The 20,054-nt window shown below is 65.4% G+C and carries 19 protein-coding genes; 9 read left to right on the top strand and 10 right to left on the bottom strand.

Annotation, left to right across the window (positions count from 1 at the left end):
* From IC50_RS29595 to IC50_RS29620, 6 genes are all read right to left on the bottom strand, one after another.
* Window positions 1-579 (bottom strand): c-type cytochrome (locus IC50_RS29595; protein WP_035713131.1); only part of this gene is annotated, 579 nt, incomplete at its 3' end.
* Complete coding sequence (locus IC50_RS29600; RefSeq protein ID WP_035713132.1) at window positions 579-2,201, bottom strand: b(o/a)3-type cytochrome-c oxidase subunit 1; 1,623 nt, start codon at window positions 2,199-2,201, stop codon at window positions 579-581. The genes IC50_RS29600 and IC50_RS29595, both read right to left, overlap by 1 nt.
* Window positions 2,188-2,754, bottom strand: a complete 567-nt coding sequence (locus IC50_RS29605; protein WP_035713135.1) for a cytochrome c oxidase subunit II — start codon at window positions 2,752-2,754, stop codon at window positions 2,188-2,190. Before IC50_RS29605 ends, IC50_RS29600 begins: the two co-directional genes overlap by 14 nt.
* Window positions 2,751-2,927, bottom strand: coding sequence for a hypothetical protein (locus IC50_RS42635; protein ID WP_035713137.1), 177 nt, complete (start codon window positions 2,925-2,927; stop codon window positions 2,751-2,753). Before IC50_RS42635 ends, IC50_RS29605 begins: the two co-directional genes overlap by 4 nt.
* 19 nt (window positions 2,928-2,946) lie before the next feature.
* Window positions 2,947-4,167: a cytochrome c gene (locus tag IC50_RS29615; RefSeq protein ID WP_440588152.1), complete on the bottom strand. Its 1,221-nt coding sequence runs from the start codon at window positions 4,165-4,167 to the stop codon at window positions 2,947-2,949.
* A gap of 43 nt (window positions 4,168-4,210) precedes the next feature.
* Window positions 4,211-4,918 carry a c-type cytochrome gene (locus IC50_RS29620; RefSeq protein ID WP_035713143.1) on the bottom strand — a complete coding sequence of 236 codons (708 nt, stop codon included), beginning with the start codon at window positions 4,916-4,918 and terminating at the stop codon, window positions 4,211-4,213.
* 922 nt (window positions 4,919-5,840) lie between these two features.
* On the opposite strand from IC50_RS29620, the gene IC50_RS29625 reads away from it, so the two are divergent.
* Entirely contained in the window at window positions 5,841-6,020 is a 180-nt protein-coding gene (locus IC50_RS29625) for a hypothetical protein (RefSeq protein ID WP_035713145.1), read from the top strand.
* 149 nt (window positions 6,021-6,169) lie between these two features.
* On the opposite strand, the gene IC50_RS29630 is transcribed toward IC50_RS29625, so the two are convergent.
* Both IC50_RS29630 and IC50_RS29635 read right to left on the bottom strand, forming a co-directional pair.
* Window positions 6,170-6,778, bottom strand: a complete 609-nt coding sequence (locus IC50_RS29630; RefSeq protein WP_035713148.1) for a CinA family protein — start codon at window positions 6,776-6,778, stop codon at window positions 6,170-6,172.
* A gap of 3 nt (window positions 6,779-6,781) precedes the next feature.
* Window positions 6,782-7,978, bottom strand: a complete 1,197-nt coding sequence (locus IC50_RS29635; RefSeq protein ID WP_035713152.1) for a bifunctional 2-C-methyl-D-erythritol 4-phosphate cytidylyltransferase/2-C-methyl-D-erythritol 2,4-cyclodiphosphate synthase — start codon at window positions 7,976-7,978, stop codon at window positions 6,782-6,784.
* A 278-nt stretch (window positions 7,979-8,256) separates the two neighbouring features.
* On the opposite strand from IC50_RS29635, the gene dusB reads away from it, so the two are divergent.
* Genes dusB through ntrC form a run of 3 tightly spaced genes read left to right on the top strand, consistent with a single transcriptional unit; the run spans window position 8,257 to window position 11,882 of the window.
* Window positions 8,257-9,258, top strand: a complete 1,002-nt coding sequence (gene dusB, locus IC50_RS29640) for a tRNA dihydrouridine synthase DusB (RefSeq protein ID WP_085974024.1) — start codon at window positions 8,257-8,259, stop codon at window positions 9,256-9,258.
* The gene (locus tag IC50_RS29645) at window positions 9,255-10,430 is read left to right on the top strand and encodes a two-component system sensor histidine kinase NtrB (RefSeq protein ID WP_035713228.1); all 1,176 of its coding nucleotides are present in this window, start codon (window positions 9,255-9,257) and stop codon (window positions 10,428-10,430) included. The genes dusB and IC50_RS29645 overlap by 4 nt, the downstream gene beginning before the upstream one ends.
* Window positions 10,431-10,439: 9 nt before the next feature.
* Window positions 10,440-11,882, top strand: coding sequence for a nitrogen regulation protein NR(I) (ntrC, locus tag IC50_RS29650; RefSeq protein ID WP_028174062.1), 1,443 nt, complete (start codon window positions 10,440-10,442; stop codon window positions 11,880-11,882).
* A 163-nt stretch (window positions 11,883-12,045) separates the two neighbouring features.
* Here ntrC and IC50_RS42640 read toward each other — a convergent pair whose 3' ends face one another.
* Window positions 12,046-12,192, bottom strand: coding sequence for a hypothetical protein (locus IC50_RS42640; protein WP_193374170.1), 147 nt, complete (start codon window positions 12,190-12,192; stop codon window positions 12,046-12,048).
* Between the two features lie 184 nt (window positions 12,193-12,376).
* Here IC50_RS42640 and IC50_RS29660 point away from each other — a divergent pair, with 184 nt between their 5' ends.
* The 4 genes from IC50_RS29660 to hflX all read left to right on the top strand — a co-directional run bounded on the left by IC50_RS29660 (window position 12,377) and on the right by hflX (window position 18,131).
* Entirely contained in the window at window positions 12,377-14,791 is a 2,415-nt protein-coding gene (locus IC50_RS29660; RefSeq protein WP_035713163.1) for a sensor histidine kinase NtrY-like, read from the top strand.
* A gap of 17 nt (window positions 14,792-14,808) precedes the next feature.
* The gene (ntrX, locus tag IC50_RS29665) at window positions 14,809-16,179 is read left to right on the top strand and encodes a nitrogen assimilation response regulator NtrX (protein WP_027558046.1); all 1,371 of its coding nucleotides are present in this window, start codon (window positions 14,809-14,811) and stop codon (window positions 16,177-16,179) included.
* Window positions 16,180-16,491: 312 nt separating this feature from the next.
* Entirely contained in the window at window positions 16,492-16,740 is a 249-nt protein-coding gene (gene hfq / locus IC50_RS29670; RefSeq protein WP_007591126.1) for an RNA chaperone Hfq, read from the top strand.
* Between the two features lie 11 nt (window positions 16,741-16,751).
* The gene (hflX, locus tag IC50_RS29675) at window positions 16,752-18,131 is read left to right on the top strand and encodes a GTPase HflX (RefSeq protein WP_035713167.1); all 1,380 of its coding nucleotides are present in this window, start codon (window positions 16,752-16,754) and stop codon (window positions 18,129-18,131) included.
* Between the two features lie 140 nt (window positions 18,132-18,271).
* Here hflX and mazG read toward each other — a convergent pair whose 3' ends face one another.
* On the bottom strand, window positions 18,272-19,126 hold the full coding sequence (mazG, locus tag IC50_RS29680) for a nucleoside triphosphate pyrophosphohydrolase (RefSeq protein ID WP_035713170.1): 855 nt from the start codon (window positions 19,124-19,126) through the stop codon (window positions 18,272-18,274).
* A 125-nt stretch (window positions 19,127-19,251) separates the two neighbouring features.
* On the opposite strand from mazG, the gene queC reads away from it, so the two are divergent.
* Window positions 19,252-19,965 carry a 7-cyano-7-deazaguanine synthase QueC gene (gene queC, locus IC50_RS29685; protein ID WP_035713174.1) on the top strand — a complete coding sequence of 238 codons (714 nt, stop codon included), beginning with the start codon at window positions 19,252-19,254 and terminating at the stop codon, window positions 19,963-19,965.
* Window positions 19,966-20,054 lie beyond the last annotated feature (89 nt).

The following is a 20,054-nucleotide window of genomic DNA, read 5'->3' on the forward strand; positions in this document are numbered from 1 at the left end:
GATCCCGCGCATCGGCGCGCCGTAGATGACGATGTTGGGTTTCGGGAGCTGCGGCGTCGGGTGATAGGCCGGAAGCCGCGGCAGATAGGCGTAGTACATCGAGAGATCGGCGATCTCCTGGTCGGTCAAGTTGATCGCGAACGGCGACATCACGGCATTGGTGCGCGCGCCTGAGCGGAAATCGTGCAGCTCCTTGTAGATCACGGCCGCATATTGACCGGCGAGATTGGGCGAGTCCGCGCGGCTGATGCCTGTGGGGCCGTGGCAGATCGCGCAGCGCTGCGCCAGCGTGGCGCCGCGGCCGATCGCCTCCTGGTTCGATCGTGACAAGGTGCTCGAGGTGAGCACGACCTCGGACAGGCGCACGGTCTCCTCCGGCGCCGCCACGGTCGGGGCGCGCTGCGGCACGCCGGCGGCGCTGCAGATCGCGTCCCAGACATTGGCGAATTGCACCCAGGGCTGCGCGAAGGGCAGCACGATGAACCCGGCAATGGCGGTCACGATCAGGATCGCCGCGGTGATGCCGACGCCGATCCTGAAATGCCTGTTACGGAAGCTAAAGAGGTCGCGGGCGCTCATCACTGCGCTCCCACATAGACGGCCGGCACCGAGGTGCCTTCGGTCAGCGCCAGCGTCAGGATCGGGTAACCGTAATTGGTGATGGTGAGGCCGATCATCAGCGCCACCCACAGCGCATGGGTGTTGAGCGCGACAGGCACGGTCGCGGGCTGGTGCACGGCCAGCGCAAAGCGATAGGGGCCGGCCGCAGCCTCGGGTGCGCGCATGCCGCGCGCGAGAATGACCAGGAAGAGGATGCCCGAGGCCAGCACGATGAAGCCGCCGATCGCGGAGAAGGTGACGGAGAGCGCCTGCGGCGCGATCGCGGGATCGCTGAAGTCGAAATAGGCCATGCGGCGCGGCATGCCCAAAATGCCGACCCAGTGCCACGGGAAGGTGGTGACGATCATGCCGATGAACCACAGCCAGAGCTGGGTGCGGATCAGGCGCAGCTCGATCAGTTCGCGCCCGGTCAGATGCGGCCACAGATCATAGGCGATCGCAAAATACATGATCACGATGGCGCCGCCGAAGATCAGGTGGAAATGGCCGGTGATCCACTGCGTGTTATGGATTGAGGCATCGAGCTGGTAGCTCATGTTGATGAGGCCGCCGGCGCCGCCGAAGCCGAGCATGACGAACGAAAACGCGAGCGCCAGCATCATCGGATTGTCCCAGGGCAGGGCTCTGATCCAGCCGAACATGCCGCGCCCGCCGCGCAGGCGTGCGGCGATCTCGACGGAGGCGCAGATCGTGAACACGGTCAGCAGCGTCGGCAATGCCACCAGCGCTGTGAAAGCCGAATGGATGAACTTGAAGCCGGCGCCGACCTGCGGATCGGCAAAGGTGTGATGCATGCCGATCGGCATCGCCACCACCAGGAACAGGATGAAGGAGATCCGCGCCATGCTGTCGGAGTAGACCCGGCCCCCGATCGCGCGCGGCACGATGGTGTAATAGGCGATGTAAGTCGGCATCAGCCAGAAATAGACGATGGCGTGCAGCGTCCAGGAGAAGAACACCCGCGCCAGGCCGGCGTCGATGGTGGCCTTCAGTCCCGCCGCAACAGGAATGATCTGGAGCAACAGCTCGAGAGCCGCGCCGACCGCAGTCCATGCCCACAGATACGAGCCCGCGACATTGGCGAACATGGCGAGCGGCACCGGCGCGCCGGGATGGGCCTTGCGCCAGACGCGCAGATTGATCGACATCAGCGCGACCCAGATCCAGGAGCCGACCACGACCAGCACCACGCCGAGATAGTAGAACACGTTCCCGATCAGCGGCGGATAGAAGGTGTAGAGCACGGAGGCGCGCCCCATTGCGATCGGGACCACCGCCATGATGCTGCCGATCACGATCAGCCAGAAGCCGGCCCAGGCCCAGCGGACGCCGACCAGGCGCTGCTCCAGCGCGGACTCGCTGATGGCGTAGCCGAATCCCATCGCGACCAGGGTCGGGAACACGTAGCCCATCACCGTGCCGTGCGCGGTCAGCGAGCGGTAATAGAGCTCGGGGTTCGAAAGCCAGGTGCCGATCGGACTGCGGATGAACATCTGCCAGGCGCCGAGCGTGAGCGCGACGCCAAACACCGCGAAGGCCAGCCAGAAATGGGCGAGGATGAGCTTCCTATTGGCCAACACAGCTCAGCCTCCCGCCGCCCTTCGCGCGGCCGGCGAATTCGGTCTTGTCGATCACCTTGACCTTGCCCCACATGCCTTCGTGACCAAAACTGCAAAACTCCTGGCAGGGCATCAGATAGTCGCCGGTCCTGGTAAAGCGCATGAGCTGCTCGGAAATGTAGCCCGGCACCAGCATGGTGTTGACGTTGGTGCCCTGGATCAGGATGCCGTGCACGACATCGGCGCTGGTGGCGCGCAGCGTGATCGGCGTGTCCGCGGGCACCAGGATGCAGGCCGGCGTGAAGGAATATTGCTGCCCGATCGCGCGCACGGTCACATTGCCATTGGCCTCCAGCACGCTGCCGAGATTGCTCTCGACGAATTCGCCGGAGAGATGCAACCGCGATGGATCGGTGGTCTCGACGCGCGGTTGCGGCATGGTTGCACGATGGATGCCGGCGAATGCCGCGAGCAGCGCCATGCCAACGATGATGATCACGGCAATAGTGGCCCAGCGCCGCTCGATGCGGGCCGCGACCTCGGCGCTGTCGGGATGGATTTCCTCTGCGCTCATTGCAGCGGCCCGCGTGGCAGGAAGACGAACAGGTAGAAGGCGAGCCACATCGCGACCACACAGGCGGTGGCGAGGCCGGCGACCACGATCGCACCGGACGGGCCTTGTGCGACGACCTCTTCGACGGCCTGGTCGGCGGCGGCTGGGCTGGTCGGCGGATCGGAATTGATCATGACGGATCTCTGGCGTCTCTCAGTTCAGCGGTGCAGACCGCAGCTCGTTGGCCTCGCGTGCCGAGATCGGCGTGCCGCGATTGCCCCAGGCGGTGCGGATATAGGAGACGACGGCGGCGATCTCGTTGTCGGATAGAAGTCCCGCAAAGGGTGGCATGCCGTAGGGCATCGGATTGCCCTTGGTGCCCGGCGGATAGCCGCCATTGAGCACCATGCGGATCGGATTGACCGCCGACTGCATCTCGATCGACTGATTGTTGGCGAGCGGCGGCCAGTGCGGCGGCTTGCCTTCGCCCTGCGTGCCGTGACAGCTCGCGCAGTGCTTGTCGTAGACGGTCTTGCCGAGGCTGATCAGCAGGCTGCTTTCGGTGGTCGGCAGCCTCGAGCTTGCCGGCGACGGAGGCGAGGGCTCCGCAATGCTCTTGAGGTACACCGCCATCGCCCTGGTGTCCTCATCGTTGAGATATTGCAGGCTGTTGTGCACGACCTCGGCCATCGGGCCGTAGACGACGCCGCGCATGGAGACGCCGGTCTGGAGCAGGTCGGTGATGTCCTTGATGCTCCAGTCGCCGAGCCCAGCCTCGCGATTTGACGTGAGCGAGGGCGCGTACCAGTTCTGCATCGGGATCAGGCCGCCCTTGAAGGCCTCCGATTGCGAGGTGCCGCCGAGCGCGTTGATGGGCGAATGGCACATGCCGCAATGGCCGAGGCCCTCGACGAGGTAGGCGCCGCGATTCCATTCCGCGGATTTGGTCGGGTCAGGCTTGAACTCGCCCTCCGAAAAGTAAAGCGTGCGCCAGCCGAGGATCAACTGCCGGTTCGAATAGGGGAAGCGGAGATCGTGCTCACGATTGCGCTGGCTCACGGCAGGGATTGACTTCAGATAGGCGAAGATCGCCTCAGTATCGGCTCTCGTGACCTTGGTGTACGACGCGAACGGCATTGCCGGATACATCAATCCGCCGTCCGGAAAGCGGCCGTAGTGCATCGCCTTGTAGAAGTCTTCGGCAGTCCATTTGCCGATCCCGGTGTCGCGATCCGGCGTGATGTTGGAGGAATACAAGGTGCCGAAAGGCGTCGGCATGGCGCGTCCGCCGGCGAAGGTGCGCCCCTCGGGCGCCGTGTGGCAGGCGATGCAGTCGCCGGCCCGCGCCAGATATTCACCGCGCGCGACGAGGCTGTGGCCGTCCGGGCCAGGCTTCGGCTGCGCCTCGGCGGACGAACCGGCGAAGAGCAACAGCCACACGGCAAGGATTGGTGAACACGATCGCAATTCCGTCTCCTCAGTCCGGTTCGCTGCCGCAGGCGAACGGCAGCACGTACGTGCCCTTCGGGGCCGGCGCGATGTTCACAGGCGCTGGGCGGCTCGCGAGCCATGCCGCGACCGCCGTCACGTCTTCCTCGGTAAGCCGGGCAGCGACCTGCTGCATGCAGTCCGGCGCTGTCGCCGTGCGCGTGCCATAGCGCCAGGCTCCCAACTGCGCGCTGATGTAGTTCGGGCGCAGTCCGAGCAGACCCGGAATTCCCGGCTCCATTCCGGTCAGGGCCGGGCCATGGCAGCTCCCGCACGCCGGAACCTGGCGCTGCGGATCGCCCCGCGACACCAGTGACTGGCCGTGCTGCAGCACCTCCTTGCTTGCATCGCTTGCTGCCACGGGCGGCAGAGCGGGATGCTGATCCGCAAAGTAGTCGGCCATCTGCTGCAGGTACGGATCGGGGAGGAATTCGAGCAAATAGTTCATCGGCGGGTATTTTCGCCGGCCATTCTTGAAGGCAATAAGCTGGTTGTAGAGATAGCCGGCCGGCTTGCCGGCAAGCCGCGGGAAATAGACGTCATTGGTGCCTTCGCCTTGATTGCCGTGACAGGGCGTGCAGGCCTCGACCCGCGCCGCCATCGTGTCCGGCGGCTGATTGGCCGTCTGTGCGGCCGCACCGCCAGCGGCAGCCAAGGTGACAATCACGGCGGCCGAAGCCACGGCGCGAGCGAGCACTTTCGTCGCCCTCCACAGTACTGGTCCGGTTGATTCCGGATCACATCGTACAGCGGCATTATTGCGCCAATATTCTCTCGCGCAAGTTCGGATGCGTGTGATGACGTTTGGTCGCGCCGTCCGCATTCGCAATTCCGATCGAATTCGACGGGACCTGCGTGCTTTTTTGAAAACCAGGCATAGCGCTGTGGCCTCGCGGCAGTTGCTGCCCGAGCTTTGCGTCGTGTCGCCCCTCTTTTGTCACAAGGGCGCAGGGAAGGCCGGATGCCGGCCGGGCACCCGCGGTCCACTGTGCGAAGGTTGCGCTACAAGAAGCTGCACAGCGGCATACAGGTGAGGCCCAACAACCGGCCTTCCCTGCGCAGTGGTTTGACGGCTTATGCCGAGCTCTCCCCGGGGAGCGATGCACTATTGCCCCCGTCGCCTTGCGGATGACTGATGCGCGCGCCCGGTCGGGCCGCCACATCACCGCAAGACTTGGCGCACAGACCCCGGGCGCTAGGACGACACGGTTTTGCCGTACGCCGACAGCACCGGTCGTATGCGCGCTGGCCATCGCTCACGGTTGCCCGCCCTGCGACGCCTCTCGCGCCGGTGCTGCCTGCGTCCACCGCAGCTCACCCCGCGTGTCGTGACGATCGCGATACGCCCCTCTGACCGGGATGAGGTGGCAGGATAATGCGATAAATCAGAATTTCTGTAAAGGCGAAAATCTTTGCGCGAGGCAATTGACCCGGTGGTTGGGTGTTTTGGCCGACGGGCAGCGCAAGGGCTGGTAGAGGGCGAAGGCGATCGGGCCGAGACCTGGAGCAGCGACGGAACACCGCTTGCCGCGAGCGGTACGCCTTTAAGGGTTGTATTTCATGAGATGTTCAACGAGAATCCGAGTCGGGCGCGGGGCTTTTGGAGCGGGACTGTCTAGATGGCGCGCTGGAAGCAATCGTGGAGCGAGGAAGACCTCGATCGGCTCAGGAAGCTTGCAGGCACCAAGCCGATTGCGACGATCGCGAAAGAGCTCGGACGGACCACGGGGACGGTGCTCGCGAAGGCGATCGAGCAAAAGCTCCCCGTGGTCCATCGGGTCGAGCGCGCGGCGCAATAGCTGGACACGCAGTGAGCCTGGAACTCCAGCCGGTCAATGCCCGGGTTTCACGTCGCCCCATTCATGCTATCCACGCGATCCGGCTGTTGCGATCGGTCGGTGTCCGTCCGGCGCCATGCAGCGATTCGCATCGCGCTTTGAGGGACGGTTCAGCCCCGCGGCGAACGCGGCGGCCTGCGCTTCACCGCGTGCCGGCGCGGCGAGCGAGTCACGCGCGGGCGCAGGCGGCTTGCGGCGGCGGGTCGCGGCTTGGCCGCGACTTGCGGACCGCGGGCTAGCTCCATCAGCATGCGCAGCGCCTCGACCACGGAGCGGGCGCGCACGGCGCTGCGGCCGATCGCGCCAAAACGCTGCTCGCGATGGACGATGCGGCCGTCGCGCGCGGCGGCGGCGAAGTGCACCAGGCCGACCGGCTTGCCGGGCGTGGCGCCGCCGGGACCGGCAATGCCGGTGATGGCGACGGCGAGATCGACATCGGCGCGCTCCAGCGCGCCGATCGCCATCGCGGTTGCGGTCTCCTTGCTGACCGCGCCGAAATTGGCGAGCGTGCTCGCTTCGACCCCGAGCATCGCGCGCTTGGCGTCGTTGGAATAGGTGACGAAGCCGCGGTCGATCACGTCGGAGGAGCCGGGGATATCGGTCAGCGCGCCGGCAACGAGGCCGCCGGTGCAGGACTCCGCGGTCGCGATCGTCAGTTTGCGCATCCGGCACAGATCGAGCAGCGAGCGGGAGAGGGCGCGTGCGTCGCTGCCGCCCATGGCCTAGACGCTCCGGGTCTTTTCGTTGAACGGCAGGCGGATGGTGGCGCTCGCGGTGGCCGCGATGCCTTCCTCGCGGCCGGTGAAGCCGAGCCGCTCGCTGGTGGTCGCCTTGACCGCGACGCGGGAGATGTCGACGCCGGAGATCTCGGCGACGCGCGCACGCATGGCATCGCGCAAGGGGCCGATCTTCGGCCGCTCGCAGATGAGCGTGACCTCGAGGTTGGCGACGCGGCCGCCGCGCTGGGCGACGCGCTCGATGGCGTATTTCAGGAACTGGTCGGAGGAGGCGCCCTTCCACTTCGCGTCGCTCGGCGGAAAGTGCGAGCCGATGTCGCCGTCGGCCAGTGCCCCGAGGATGGCATCCACCAGCGCATGTAGGCCGACATCGCCGTCGGAATGGGCGAGGAAACCTTTGGTGTGCGGCACGCGCACGCCACAGATCATGAGATGGTCGCCTTCACCGAAGGCGTGCACGTCGTAGCCCGTGCCGGTCCTGATGTCGCCGAGCAGGCTCGCCAGGCGCGCTTCCTCGCGCACGAAATCCTCGGGAGTGGTGAGCTTCATGTTGGCAACATCGCCTTCAAAGGTTGCAACCGTCAATCCCGCCCATTCGGCAATGGCGGCATCGTCGGTGAAATCAGAGCGCCCGTCTTTGGCGGCGCGACGATGCGCCTCGAGGATGACGTCGAAACGAAAGGATTGCGGCGTCTGCGCGATTCTGAGGCGCGCCCGATCCGGCGTGTCCTCGACATTGCCGCTGTCACCGGTGACCTTGATGGTGTCGGTGACGGGCACGACCGGGATCGCAGCGCCAGTGCGGCTCGCCGCTTCGATCGCGCGCGAGATCACGCCTTCAGAGACGAACGGGCGGGCCGCGTCGTGGATCAGGACGATGTCCGGCTCGTGCTTCGCCAGCGCCTCGAGGCCGGCGAGCACCGAAGCCTGCCGCGTCGCGCCGCCATTGGCCGGCGGCTCGTGCCTGAGCCCTGCGACCGCTGCGGTGAACATGGCGCTGTCGTCGGGGTTCACCACCGGCTGCACCGCTGATACGTCCGGATGGCGGCTGAAGGCCTCCATGGCGCGATAGATCACGGGCACACCGCCGATCTCGCGATACTGCTTCGGCCCGCCGGCGCCTGCGCGCAGTCCACGCCCGGCTGCGACGAGGACGACTGCGGTGCGCTGTGATTTTGCCATAGGACTCGAATACTCAGTTGCTCGTCAAAGAGTCGGGAGTGGTGATTGCCGGCATGCCTCTAGCACGGCAGGCCCGCAAAAAAAGGGGTTTCCCCGGATTGTGGGAAACAGCATTTTGCTGCACTGCACTTGAAAGATTTGCAGAACTGTCTAAACTGTAGGCATGACGCTTGACTGCACAAGAATTGTGCGCAAGATAGGTCATGGCAGGCGCGATGAGGCCCTGTCCAGTCAACGAGACCCCCGTGACCGGCTCGGCAATATCCGGCTCTAAGCCGTTGAAAATAGGCGATATTGATATCGCCACCCCGGTCTTCCTGGCGCCGATGTCGGGTGTGACTGACTCGCCCGTCCGCCGGCTGGCCGCCGACCTTGGGGCTGGTCTTGTCGTGTCCGAAATGACTGCGAGCGATGAGCTCGCCAATGGCCATCGGATGTCTCGCTTGCGCTGCGAAGCCACCGGCATCGGCCCACACGTGGTCCAGCTCGCCGGCTGCGAGACGCACTGGATGGCCGAAGGCGCCCGGATCGCCGAAGCCGAAGGTGCCGATATCATCGACATCAACATGGGCTGTCCGGCCCGCCACGTCACCGGCGGCCAGTCCGGCTCGGCCCTGATGCGCGACCTCGACCATGCCGTCAGCCTGATCGATGCGACGATCGCGGCGGTGAAAGTGCCGGTGACGCTGAAGATGCGGCTCGGCTGGGACGACCGCACGCGCAACGCGCCGGAGCTGGCGCGGCGCGCGGAAGCCGCCGGCGTCAAGCTCGTCACCGTCCATGGCCGCACCCGCTGCCAGTTCTACAAGGGCGAGGCCGATTGGGATGCGATCCGCGCCGTGCGCGAGGCCATCGCCATTCCGCTCGTCGTCAACGGCGACATCACCTCCTACGAGAAGGCGCTCGCGGCATTGCAGGCCTCGGGCGCCGACGCGGTGATGATCGGCCGCGGCGCTCAGGGCCAGCCCTGGCTGCCCGGCCAGATCGGCCGCCGCCTGAAGGGCGGGGCTGAGGAAGCCGTGCCCTCGCTCGCGACGCAGTTGCAATATGTTCGCACGCTCCATGATGGCGTCTGCGCGCTCTATGGCCTGCGCGTCGGACTGAGGCATGCCCGCAAGCATCTGAGCTGGGCGCTCGACGTCGCAGCGCAGGCGAGCCGTGCGCCGGCCGAGAAGCTGAAATCCTGGCGCCAAAAGATCCTGGTCTCGGAGGATCCGCGCCTCGTTCACGATTCACTGCAAGACGCCTTCGACGACTTCGCATGGAGCGCTGCTGCATGAGCTCGGCTGCTGAACATCGTCGGCCGCTTCAGTCCGACAGCGACGCAATCCTGGATGCCTTGCCCAATCCCGTGCTCATGATCGGGCCGGACGGCAAGATCGTCGCCGCCAATATCGCGACCGAAGCCTTCTTCGAGATCTCGACGCAATTCCTGAAGCGGCAGTCGTTGAAGGAGCTGGTGCCGTTCGGCAGCCCCTTGCTGGCGCTGATCGACCAGGTGCGTTCGTCGAACTCGCCGGTCAACGAATACAAGGTCGATCTCGGCACGCCGCGCATGGGCGGCGACCGCCAGGTCGATCTGCACGTGGCCCCGCTCACCGAGCGGCCCGGCCACATCGTGGTGATGCTGCAGGAGCGCACCATCGCCGACAAGATGGATCGCCAGCTCACCCATCGCAGCGCGGCGCGCTCGGTGATCGCGCTGGCTGCGATGCTGGCGCACGAAATCAAGAACCCGCTGTCCGGCATCCGCGGTGCGGCGCAGCTTCTGGAGCAGCAGGCCTCGTCCGAGGACCGCATGCTGACGCGGCTGATCTGCGACGAGGCCGACCGCATCGTGACCCTGGTCGACCGCATGGAGGTGTTCGGCGACGAGCGGCCCGTGGTGCGCGGCCCCGTCAACATCCATTCGGTACTCGACCATGTGAAGCGGCTGGCGCAGTCGGGCTTTGCCCGCAACATCCGCTTCATCGAGGATTACGATCCCTCGCTACCGCCGGTGCTGGCGAACCAGGATCAGCTCATTCAGGTGTTCCTCAACCTCGTGAAGAACGCCGCGGAAGCCCTGATCGACGTTCCCGACGCCGAGATCCAGCTCACCACCGCCTTCCGTCCCGGCGTCCGCCTGTCAGTCCCCGGTCAAAAATCCAGGGTATCCCTGCCGCTGGAGTTCTGCGTGAAGGACAACGGACCAGGCGTGCCGGACGATCTGCTGCCCAACCTGTTCGACCCGTTCGTGACCACCAAGCAGACCGGCTCGGGTCTCGGCCTGGCGCTCGTCGCCAAGATCGTCGGCGATCACGGGGGCATTATCGAATGCGAATCTCAGCCGCGCAAGACCACCTTCCGCGTGCTGATGCCGATGTATTCCACATCGGTGAAACATGCCGATCAAAGCAGTCGCGCCGACTCTGCCGGGAAGTCGTCGCCTGCGTCACAGGGGGCAAAATGAGGACCAACGATGCCCGCAGGTAGCATTCTCGTAGCCGATGACGATACCGCCATCCGCACCGTTCTCAATCAGGCACTGTCCCGCGCCGGTTACGAAGTGCGGCTGACCGGCAATGCCGCAACGCTGTGGCGCTGGGTCAGCCAGGGCGAGGGCGATCTCGTCATCACCGACGTGGTGATGCCGGACGAAAACGCCTTCGACCTGCTGCCGCGGATCAAGAAGATGCGGCCCAATCTGCCCGTCATCGTCATGAGCGCGCAGAACACGTTCATGACGGCGATCCGGGCTTCCGAGCGCGGGGCTTACGAATATCTGCCGAAGCCCTTCGACCTCAAGGAGCTGATCGCCATCGTCGGCCGCGCGCTGGCCGAGCCGAAGGAGCGGACCTCGACGCCGGACGAGGACGCCGAGATGGAGGCGATCCCGCTGGTCGGCCGTTCGCCGGCGATGCAGGAAATCTACCGCGTGCTGGCGCGCCTGATGCAGACCGACCTCACCGTGATGATCACGGGCGAGTCCGGCACCGGCAAGGAGCTGGTGGCGCGCGCGCTGCACGATTACGGCAAGCGCCGCAACGGCCCGTTCGTCGCGGTCAACATGGCGGCGATCCCGCGCGATCTCATCGAGTCCGAATTGTTCGGTCATGAGCGCGGTGCCTTCACCGGCGCCAACACGCGCGCCTCCGGCCGGTTCGAGCAGGCCGAGGGCGGCACGCTGTTCCTGGATGAGATCGGCGACATGCCGATGGAGGCGCAGACCCGTCTCTTGCGCGTGCTGCAGCAGGGCGAGTACACCACCGTCGGCGGCCGCACCCCGATCAAGACCGACGTGCGCATCGTCGCGGCCTCCAACAAGGATCTGCGCGTGCTGATCCAGCAGGGCCTGTTCCGCGAAGATCTGTTCTTCCGCCTCAACGTCGTGCCGCTGCGACTGCCGCCGTTGCGCGAGCGCATCGAGGATCTGCCGGATCTCGTGCGTCACTTCTTCGCGCTGGCCGAGAAGGACGGCCTGCCGCCGAAGAAGCTCGATGCGCTGGCGCTGGAGCGGCTGAAGCAGCACCGCTGGCCCGGCAACGTGCGCGAGCTGGAAAATCTCGCCCGGCGCCTCGCCGCACTCTATCCGCAGGACGTGATCACGGCCTCCGTCATCGACGGCGAGCTGGCGCCGCCCTCGGTCAGCCCCGGCGCCGCGGTCCAGCAGGGCGTCGACAATCTCGGCGGCGCGGTGGAGGCGTATCTGTCCTCGCACTTCCAGGGCTTCCCGAACGGCGTGCCGCCGCCCGGCCTCTATCACCGCATTCTCAAGGAGATCGAGGTGCCGCTGCTCACGGCCGCGCTGGCCGCCACCCGCGGCAACCAGATCCGCGCCGCCGACCTGCTCGGCCTCAACCGCAACACGCTGCGGAAGAAGATCCGGGATCTCGATATCCAGGTTTATCGGAGCGGGGGGTAGCTCTCGAAGCCGACGGTGGCTCAGCTCCCCCTACCAGAGCGGAGCTGAGCCTGTCCGGATCGCGCTGGCCGTTGTGGCTGACGCGGTGAGCAGAAGTCCAGTGGCGCCGAATTGTTCCGCGGTCAGGAATCGGACCGTCCGCCACAGGTGGCGGCGAACACATTCACCTGATGATTGCGCCCGTGGACGGCAGGACGCGCGCGGCGTAGGCCGTCGGCTCCTGCAGGCCGGGGCCGTTGACCAGGAGGTCCGCGGCCACGATCAGCAGCAGAACGGCGGAAACCATTACCCCGAGGAAGAATCTGTCCATCCCGGTCAAGCCGCAGCGGCCGGAATCCGTTCCCGCAGATTAGGCCGCCAAAGATCGGCCTGTGGATTGTGCCCCTCCGCCGCGGGGGCTGCGCCGTGGAATTGTCGCAATTCGGCAACAATGTGGTACGAATACATCAGTATCCGCCCGTCGCGGATCTGTTTTCATCACCTCCATTGCCGGAATGACCAGCGCAGAGACCTCGGCCGCACACTTTGACACGGCCCCAGCGGAAGAGCCCCGGCGTTGGTCGGTGCGGCGCTGGCTGGCGCCCTTTGCCGTGGCGCTGGCGCTGCTGTCGGCCCTCCTGACCTTCCTGGTCCTGACCGGCCTCACCCAGATCGAGCCGACGCCCGAAGTCGTTCGCTCGTTCTACCTGATCAATGCGGCCACGATCCTTCTGCTGGTCGGCATCATCGTCCGGGAGCTCTGGCAGCTGATCCTGGCGCGGCGACGGGGCAGGGCGGCGGCGCGCCTCCATGTCCAGATCGTCAGCCTGTTCTCGATCGTGGCGGTGCTGCCGGCGGTGCTGGTCGCCATCGTCGCCAACGTCACCATCGAGCGCGGCCTCGACCGGCTGTTCTCCGGCCCGACCAAGGAGGTGATCCAGAACTCGCTGACGATCGCGCGGGCCTATATGCAGGACCATGCGCAGCTGATCCGCGGCGACATTCTCGGCATGGCCAACGACATCGCCCATGCGAGGCCGCTCTATGACCAGGACCGCCGCTCGTTCCGGGAGATGCTGACCGCCAGTGCCGGCTCGCGCAACCTGCCCGGTGCGATGATCATCGACAAGAACACCAATATCCTGGAATCCGCCGACACCGGCATGCGGCTGGCCTATTCGCCGCCCGCACCCGATTTCCTCAGCAACGTCAACGAGAACGAACCCGAGATCGCGGTGCTCCCGGACGCGAGCTTCGTTGCCGCGGTGATCCGCTTGCGCGCGTTCAACGACACGTTCCTCTATGTCGCCCGTCCTCTTGATCCGAATGTCGTCAATCAGCTCAAGCAGACCGAAGTCAGCGTCGCCGAATATGCCCAGATCGAGTCGCGCCGGCTCGGCATCCAGGTCGCCTTCGCGCTGATGTTCGCGGTGATAGCGCTGACCATTCTGATGGCCTCGGTGCTGATCGGCCTCAACTTCGCCAATTCGCTGGTTTCACCGATCCGGCGGCTGATGAACGCGGCGCAAACGGTCTCGACCGGCGACCTCCATGTCCAGGTGCCCGTGCACCAGTCGGAAGGCGATCTCGCCCAGCTGGGCGAGACTTTCAACAAGATGACGCAGGAATTGCGCAGCCAGCGCGACGAGCTCGTCAACGCCAGCGATCTCATCGACAGCCGCCGCCGTTTCATCGAGGCCGTGCTGTCCTCGGCGAGCGCCGGCATCATCGGCGTCGATGCTTCCGGCAGCGTCGGCATCCTCAACCGCTCCGCCGAGAAGCTGATCGGGCACTCCGAAGCGGAGACGCTCGGCCATCCGCTCTCCGACGTGCTGCCCGAGCTCGACGAGATGATGAAGACGGCGCGCGAGGGAACCCAGCGCCTGGTGCAGGGCCAGATCACGATCACCCGGGACGGCGCCGAGCGCAATCTGTCGGTCCGCGTCAGTGCCGAGAAGAACCAGCCGCACGACAGCTACATCATCACGCTCGACGACATCACCGAGCTGGTCTCGGCCCAGCGCACCTCGGCCTGGGGCGACGTCGCGCGCCGCATCGCGCACGAAATCAAGAACCCGCTGACGCCGATCCAGCTCTCGGCCGAGCGCATCCGCCGCAAGTTCGGCAAGTCCATCACCGAGGACAAGGACAAGCAGATCTTCGACCAGTGCACCGACACCATCGTGCGTCAGGTCGACGACATCAGGCGCATGGTCGACGAGTTCTCGCGTTTTGCGCGGATGCCGAAACCGGTGATGGAAGGCGAGGACGTCGCCGACACCGTGCGGCAGGCGGTTTTCCTGATGAAGGTCGCCCATCCCGAGATCGATATCGAGGCCGAGTTCAAGCAGGATCCGCTCCGCGCCCAGTTCGACCGGCGGCTGATCTCCCAGGCGGTCACCAACATCGTCAAGAACGCCACAGAGGCGATCGAGCAGGTCCCGCCGGAGGAGCTCGGCAAAGGCCGTATCGACGTCGTGGTGTCACGCGAAGGCGACGACGTGCTGATCGACGTCATCGACAACGGCATCGGCCTGCCCAAGGTCGCGCGCTCGCGCCTGCTCGAGCCGTACGTCACCACGCGCGCCAAGGGCACCGGGCTGGGGCTGGCCATCGTCGGCCGCGTGCTGGAAGACCACGGCGGGCGGATCGAGCTGAAGGACGCCTCCGACTTCCGCGCAGGCCAGCGCGGCGCCTGGATGCGGATGCGCTTTGCCATCTCAGGGCAACCCGCGAAGTCCGAGACGACCGAGCCGGCGCCGGCGGCCGAGGCCAAGGAAGTGACCGAGACGACATCCAAGCCCGGAATCAAGCAAACCGTCACGGAATCCATCAAGAACCAGGAAACAAAAGAGCCGGACGCCGGAACCAAAGAGCCGGCTGAAAAGACCAATGAATCACCGAAAATCGAAGCCTCAACAGGCAGCTGACAAGGCGGGCGCGACCCATGGCAAGTGAAATTCTGATTGTCGATGATGAGGCCGATATTCGGGATCTCGTTGCGGGCATTCTCGAAGACGAGGGGTTCGTCACCCGGACCGCACGTGACAGCGATACGGCGCTCGCCGAGATCGCCAACCGGCGGCCGCATCTGGTGTTTCTCGACATCTGGCTGCAGGGCTCCAAGCTCGACGGCTTGCAGCTGCTGGAGCAGGTCAAGAAGGACAATGCCGATCTGCCCGTCGTGATGATCTCCGGCCACGGCAACATCGAGACCGCGGTCGCCGCGATCAAGCGCGGTGCCTACGACTTCATCGAGAAGCCGTTCAAGGCCGACCGGCTGATTCTGGTCGCGACCAGAGCGCTGGAGAATTCGCGGCTCAAGCGCGAGGTCAAGGAACTGAAGCAGCTCGCGCCGAGCGCCAGCCAGCTCGTCGGCCGTTCGCCGAGCATGAATCAGCTGCGCCAGACCATCGAGCGCGCGGCGAAGGCCAACAGCCGCATTCTGATCGTCGGCCCTGCCGGCGCCGGCAAGGAATTGACCGCACGCACGCTGCATACGGCCTCGGGCCGTGCCGACGGTCCCTTCGTGGTGATCAACGCAGCCGCGATCACGCCCGAGCGCATGGAGCACGAGCTGTTCGGCGTCGAGCAGTCCAACGGCGAGCAGCCGCGCAAGCCTGGCGCGCTCGAGGAAGCCCATGGCGGCACGCTGTTCATCGACGAGATTGCGGACATGCCGCGGGAGACCCAGAACAAGATCCTGCGCGTGCTGGTGGAGCAATCGTTCCAGCGCGTGGGCGGCACTGCCAAGGTGCAGGTCGACGTGCGCATCATCTCATCGACCGCGCGCAATCTGGAAGAGGAGATCGCGGCCGGCCACTTCCGCGAGGACCTCTATCATCGGCTCTCGGTGGTGCCGATCCGCGTGCCGGCGCTGTCGGAGCGGCGCGAGGACATTCCGGAATTGATCGACTACTTCATGGAACAGATCTCGGCCGGCAGCGGCCTGCCAAAGCGGCAAATTGGGCAGGACGCGATGGCGGTGCTGCAATCGCATGTCTGGCCCGGCAATGTGCGCCAGCTCCGCAACAACGTCGAAAGGGTCATGATTCTCGCGGCAGGCGGGCCGGAGGTCATCATTACGGCCGACATGTTGCCGCAGGACGTCGGCTCGATGGTGCCGGCGATGCCGACCAGCAACAACGGCGAGCACATCATGGGCTTGCCGTTGCGCGAGGCGCGCGAAGTGTTCGAGCGCGACTATTTGATTGCACAGATCAGCCGTTTTTCAGGAAATATTTCTCGTACGGCTGAGTTCGTTGGCATGGAACGTTCGGCGTTACATCGGAAATTGAAGGCGCTCGGCGTCGGCTGACGCGTTTTCGAGCGAAATGGGATGCAGTTCGGTGTCAGGAAAGCGCGCCAACACGATAATCTGGCGCGCGATCTTGCGGCCACGCGCGAGAGATAAGCGGGGAAAATCATCGATTTCCGTAGTTTTTCGGGACAATAGGGCGTGGCCTGCCGCGTGAAGCGGCTTGCCTAATATCCCGACCTGTCCTCTAATCGAACCGCCGTTCCTTCCGAGGGGGATCTCATGAGGGAACGGCAACCGGGAGAGGCCCCAAACGTCACAAGAGGGCTGCAACCGGCGCAATAAAAAGAAACTCAAAGCGAGAAAAAAACAATGGCGGCAGACCGCGCACAAAACCTACAGGACACATTTCTCAATCACGTTCGCAAAACCAAGACGCCACTGACGATCTTTCTGGTCAACGGAGTGAAGCTCCAGGGTATCGTGACCTGGTTCGACAATTTCTGTCTGCTGCTGCGGCGCGACGGTCACTCGCAGCTCGTCTACAAGCATGCGATCTCGACCATCATGCCGGGCGCACCCATCCAGTTGTTCGAAGGCGGCGAGGATCAGCCGGCTTGAGAGTGATCTGATTGGAACCCCGGAATTTCGGCGGGGATGCCGACCGTCCGCAGTCGGCAGGGGCTCATACGGGGCGGGTGCTGGTCATCGGCCCCTACTTGCGAGTGCGCTCAGGCAATGCCGATGCGCAATCGGAAGGTTATGTCCTTCGCAACGCCGAGGCGCGGCTCGACGAGGCCGCGGGCCTCGCGCGCGCGATCGATCTCGTCATTGCCGACGCCATCATCGCTCCGGTCAGCCAGATCCGGCCCGCGACCTATATCGGCAAGGGCAAGGTCGAGGAGATCACCGGGCTGATCAAGAGCCTCGATGTCGAGCTCGTGGTGATGGATTGCGCGCTGGCGCCGATCCAGCAGCGCAACCTCGAGAAGGAATGGCAGGCCAAGGTGCTCGACCGCACCGGGCTCATTCTGGAAATCTTCGGCCGCCGCGCCAAGACCAGGGAAGGCTCGCTCCAGGTCGAGCTTGCGCATCTCAACTACCAGCGCTCGCGCCTGGTGCGCTCATGGACCCATCTGGAGCGCCAACGCGGCGGCTTCGGTTTCATGGGCGGTCCCGGCGAGACGCAGATCGAGGCGGACCGCCGCCTGATCCAGGAGCGCATCTCCAAGCTCGAGAGCGAACTGAAGAAGGTGCAGGCGACGCGGCGTCTGCACCGCGCCGGCCGCCAACGCGTGCCGTATCGCGTCGTTGCGCTGGTCGGCTACACCAATGCCGGCAAGTCGACGCTGTTCAACCGCCTGACCCGCGCCGACGTGCAGGCGGCCGACATGCTGTTCGCAACGCTCGACCCGACCTTGCGCGCGCTCAACCTGCCGCATGGCGGCAAGGCGATGCTGTCGGACACCGTCGGCTTCATCTCCAATCTGCCGACCCAGCTCGTCGCCGCCTTCCGCGCCACGCTGGAGGAGGTGCTGGAAGCCGACGTCATCCTGCATGTCCGCGACATCTCGCACGAGGACGCCGAAGCGCAGCAGAGCGACGTGGATGCCGTGCTGCGACAGCTCGGCATCAACCCTGACGATTCCGGCCGCATCATCGAAGTCTGGAACAAGATCGACCGTTTCGACGCCGAGCAGCGCGACGAACTCCTGAACATCGCCGCGCGCAGGCCGGAGGATCACCCGGCGATGCTGGTCTCCGCCGCATCGGGTGAGGGCATCGACGCACTGCTCGCCGCGATCGAGCAACGCCTCGCCGCCAAGCGCACCACGCTCGACCTCTCCATCGACGCCGCCGACGGGGCCGGCATCAGCTGGCTGCATCGCAATGCCGAGGTGCTGGCCAAGGAGCTGCACGACGGCCGCTTCGACATGACCGTGCGGGTGGACGAAACCAAGCGGGATATCGTGGTGAACAGGTTCGACGCCGTGCCGCATCACGCCACATAAGCGGTGTCGTCCCTGCGAACGCAGGGCCCCATAACCACAGGATGGAGTTTGGTGCACGGTATTGGCCGCGTCGCGCCACAGCGAGATCACGCGGTATGGGTCCCCGCGTACGCATCGCGTACGCAGGGACGACGCCGGAATTAGCGGCGGGCTTGATTGCGCTCCTCTGACGGCGGCTTCGTCTCGGCTTTGGCTGCATTCCACAGCGCGTCCATCTCCGCAAGCGACGCCTGCTCGAGCGTCCGGCCCTGCGCCTCCAGCGCGCGCTCGATGTAGGCAAAGCGCCGCTCGAATTTTGCATTGGTCGCGCGCAAGGCGGCCTCCGGATCGGCGTCGACATGACGGGCAAGGTTGACGAGGGCGAACATCAGGTCGCCGGTCTCTTCTGCCAGCTCCTGCTTGTCGTTGCGGTCGAGCGCGGCCTCGATCTCGTCGGCTTCCTCGCGGATCTTTGCGAGCACGGCGCGCGGGTCGTTCCAGTCGAAGCCGACGGTGGAGGCCTTGCGCTGGAGCTCCATGGCGCGCGTCAAGGCGGGCTGGCCGCCCTTCACGCCTGATAGCAGCGAGTTGTGGGACGGCACCTGCTCCGGCGGGCGACGCGCGGCGCGCTCGGCCTTCTCCTCGGCCTTGATGCGGTCCCAGACTTCCTTGACGTGGGCGGAGGCGAGATTGCCGTCCTTGTCGGCGAAGACATGCGGATGGCGCCGGATCATTTTTCGCGTGATGGCCTCGACGACGTCCCCAAAATCGAACGCGTTCTGCTCCGATGCCATCTGGGCGTGGAACACGACCTGGAGCAGGAGATCGCCGAGCTCTTCTCTGAGATCGTCGAGATCGCCGCGGGTGATGGCGTCGACCACCTCGTAGGCTTCCTCGATGGTGTAGGGCGCGATGGTCGCAAAATTCTGCTCGAGGTCCCAGGGGCAGCCGGTCACCGGCGTGCGCAGTGCCGCCATGATCTCGATCAGGCGGGAAATGTCGCGGGAAGGGGTCATTGCGGGGCAGTCTCCTAGCTTCCAGCGTTATGCCAAAAGCGGACCGCCGTTCCCAGCGCGGGTGCGCGGAACGGGCCGATTTCCACCGATTGGCTGATACGTTCCACAATGTTAAAGCGCGGGCCATGAGCGACACATTTTCATCAGAAACCGCCCTGGTGCTGTTCTCCGGCGGCCAGGATTCCACCACCTGCCTCGCCTGGGCGCTCAGCCGCTTTGCCCGCGTGGAGACGCTGGGGTTCGACTACGGCCAGCGCCATGCCGTCGAGCTGGCCTGCCGCGAGCGCCTGATCGACGGCATCAGGCGGCTGCGTGCGGATTGGGCTGTAAGGCTCGGCGAGAGCCATACGCTGTCGATCCCGACGTTGGCGGCCGTTTCCGAGACCGCGCTGACCCGCGACGTCGCGATCGCGATGGGCGCGGACGGCCTGCCCAACACCTTCGTGCCCGGCCGCAACCTGGTGTTTTTGACCTTCGCCGCAGCGCTGGCCTACCGGCGCGGCATCAGCCACATCGTCGGCGGCATGTGCGAGACCGACTATTCCGGATATCCGGACTGCCGCGACGAGACCATCCGCGCCATGCAGGCCGCGCTCTCGCTCGGCATGGCGCGCAAGTTCGAGTTGCATACGCCCTTGATGTGGATCGACAAGGCGGTGACGTGGAAGCTCGCGCATGATCTCGGCGGCGAGGGGCTGGTCGATCTCATCCGCGAGCACTCCCACACCTGCTATCTCGGCGAACGCGGCGCGCAGCACGATTGGGGCTATGGCTGCGGCGAGTGCCCGGCGTGCAGCCTGCGGGCGAAGGGGTGGCGGGAGTTCGTGGCGGGGAAGTAGGTCCGCCGCACTGCTCTCGCGTGCCCCGGACGCAGCGCAGCGCTTCTTCAGCGGTGCGCTGCAGAGCCGGGGCCCATGCCTCGGCAACC

Origin of the sequence: Bradyrhizobium genomosp. I (2014) (genome assembly GCF_000261685.1) — a bacterium.
GTDB lineage: Bacteria > Pseudomonadota > Alphaproteobacteria > Rhizobiales > Xanthobacteraceae > Bradyrhizobium.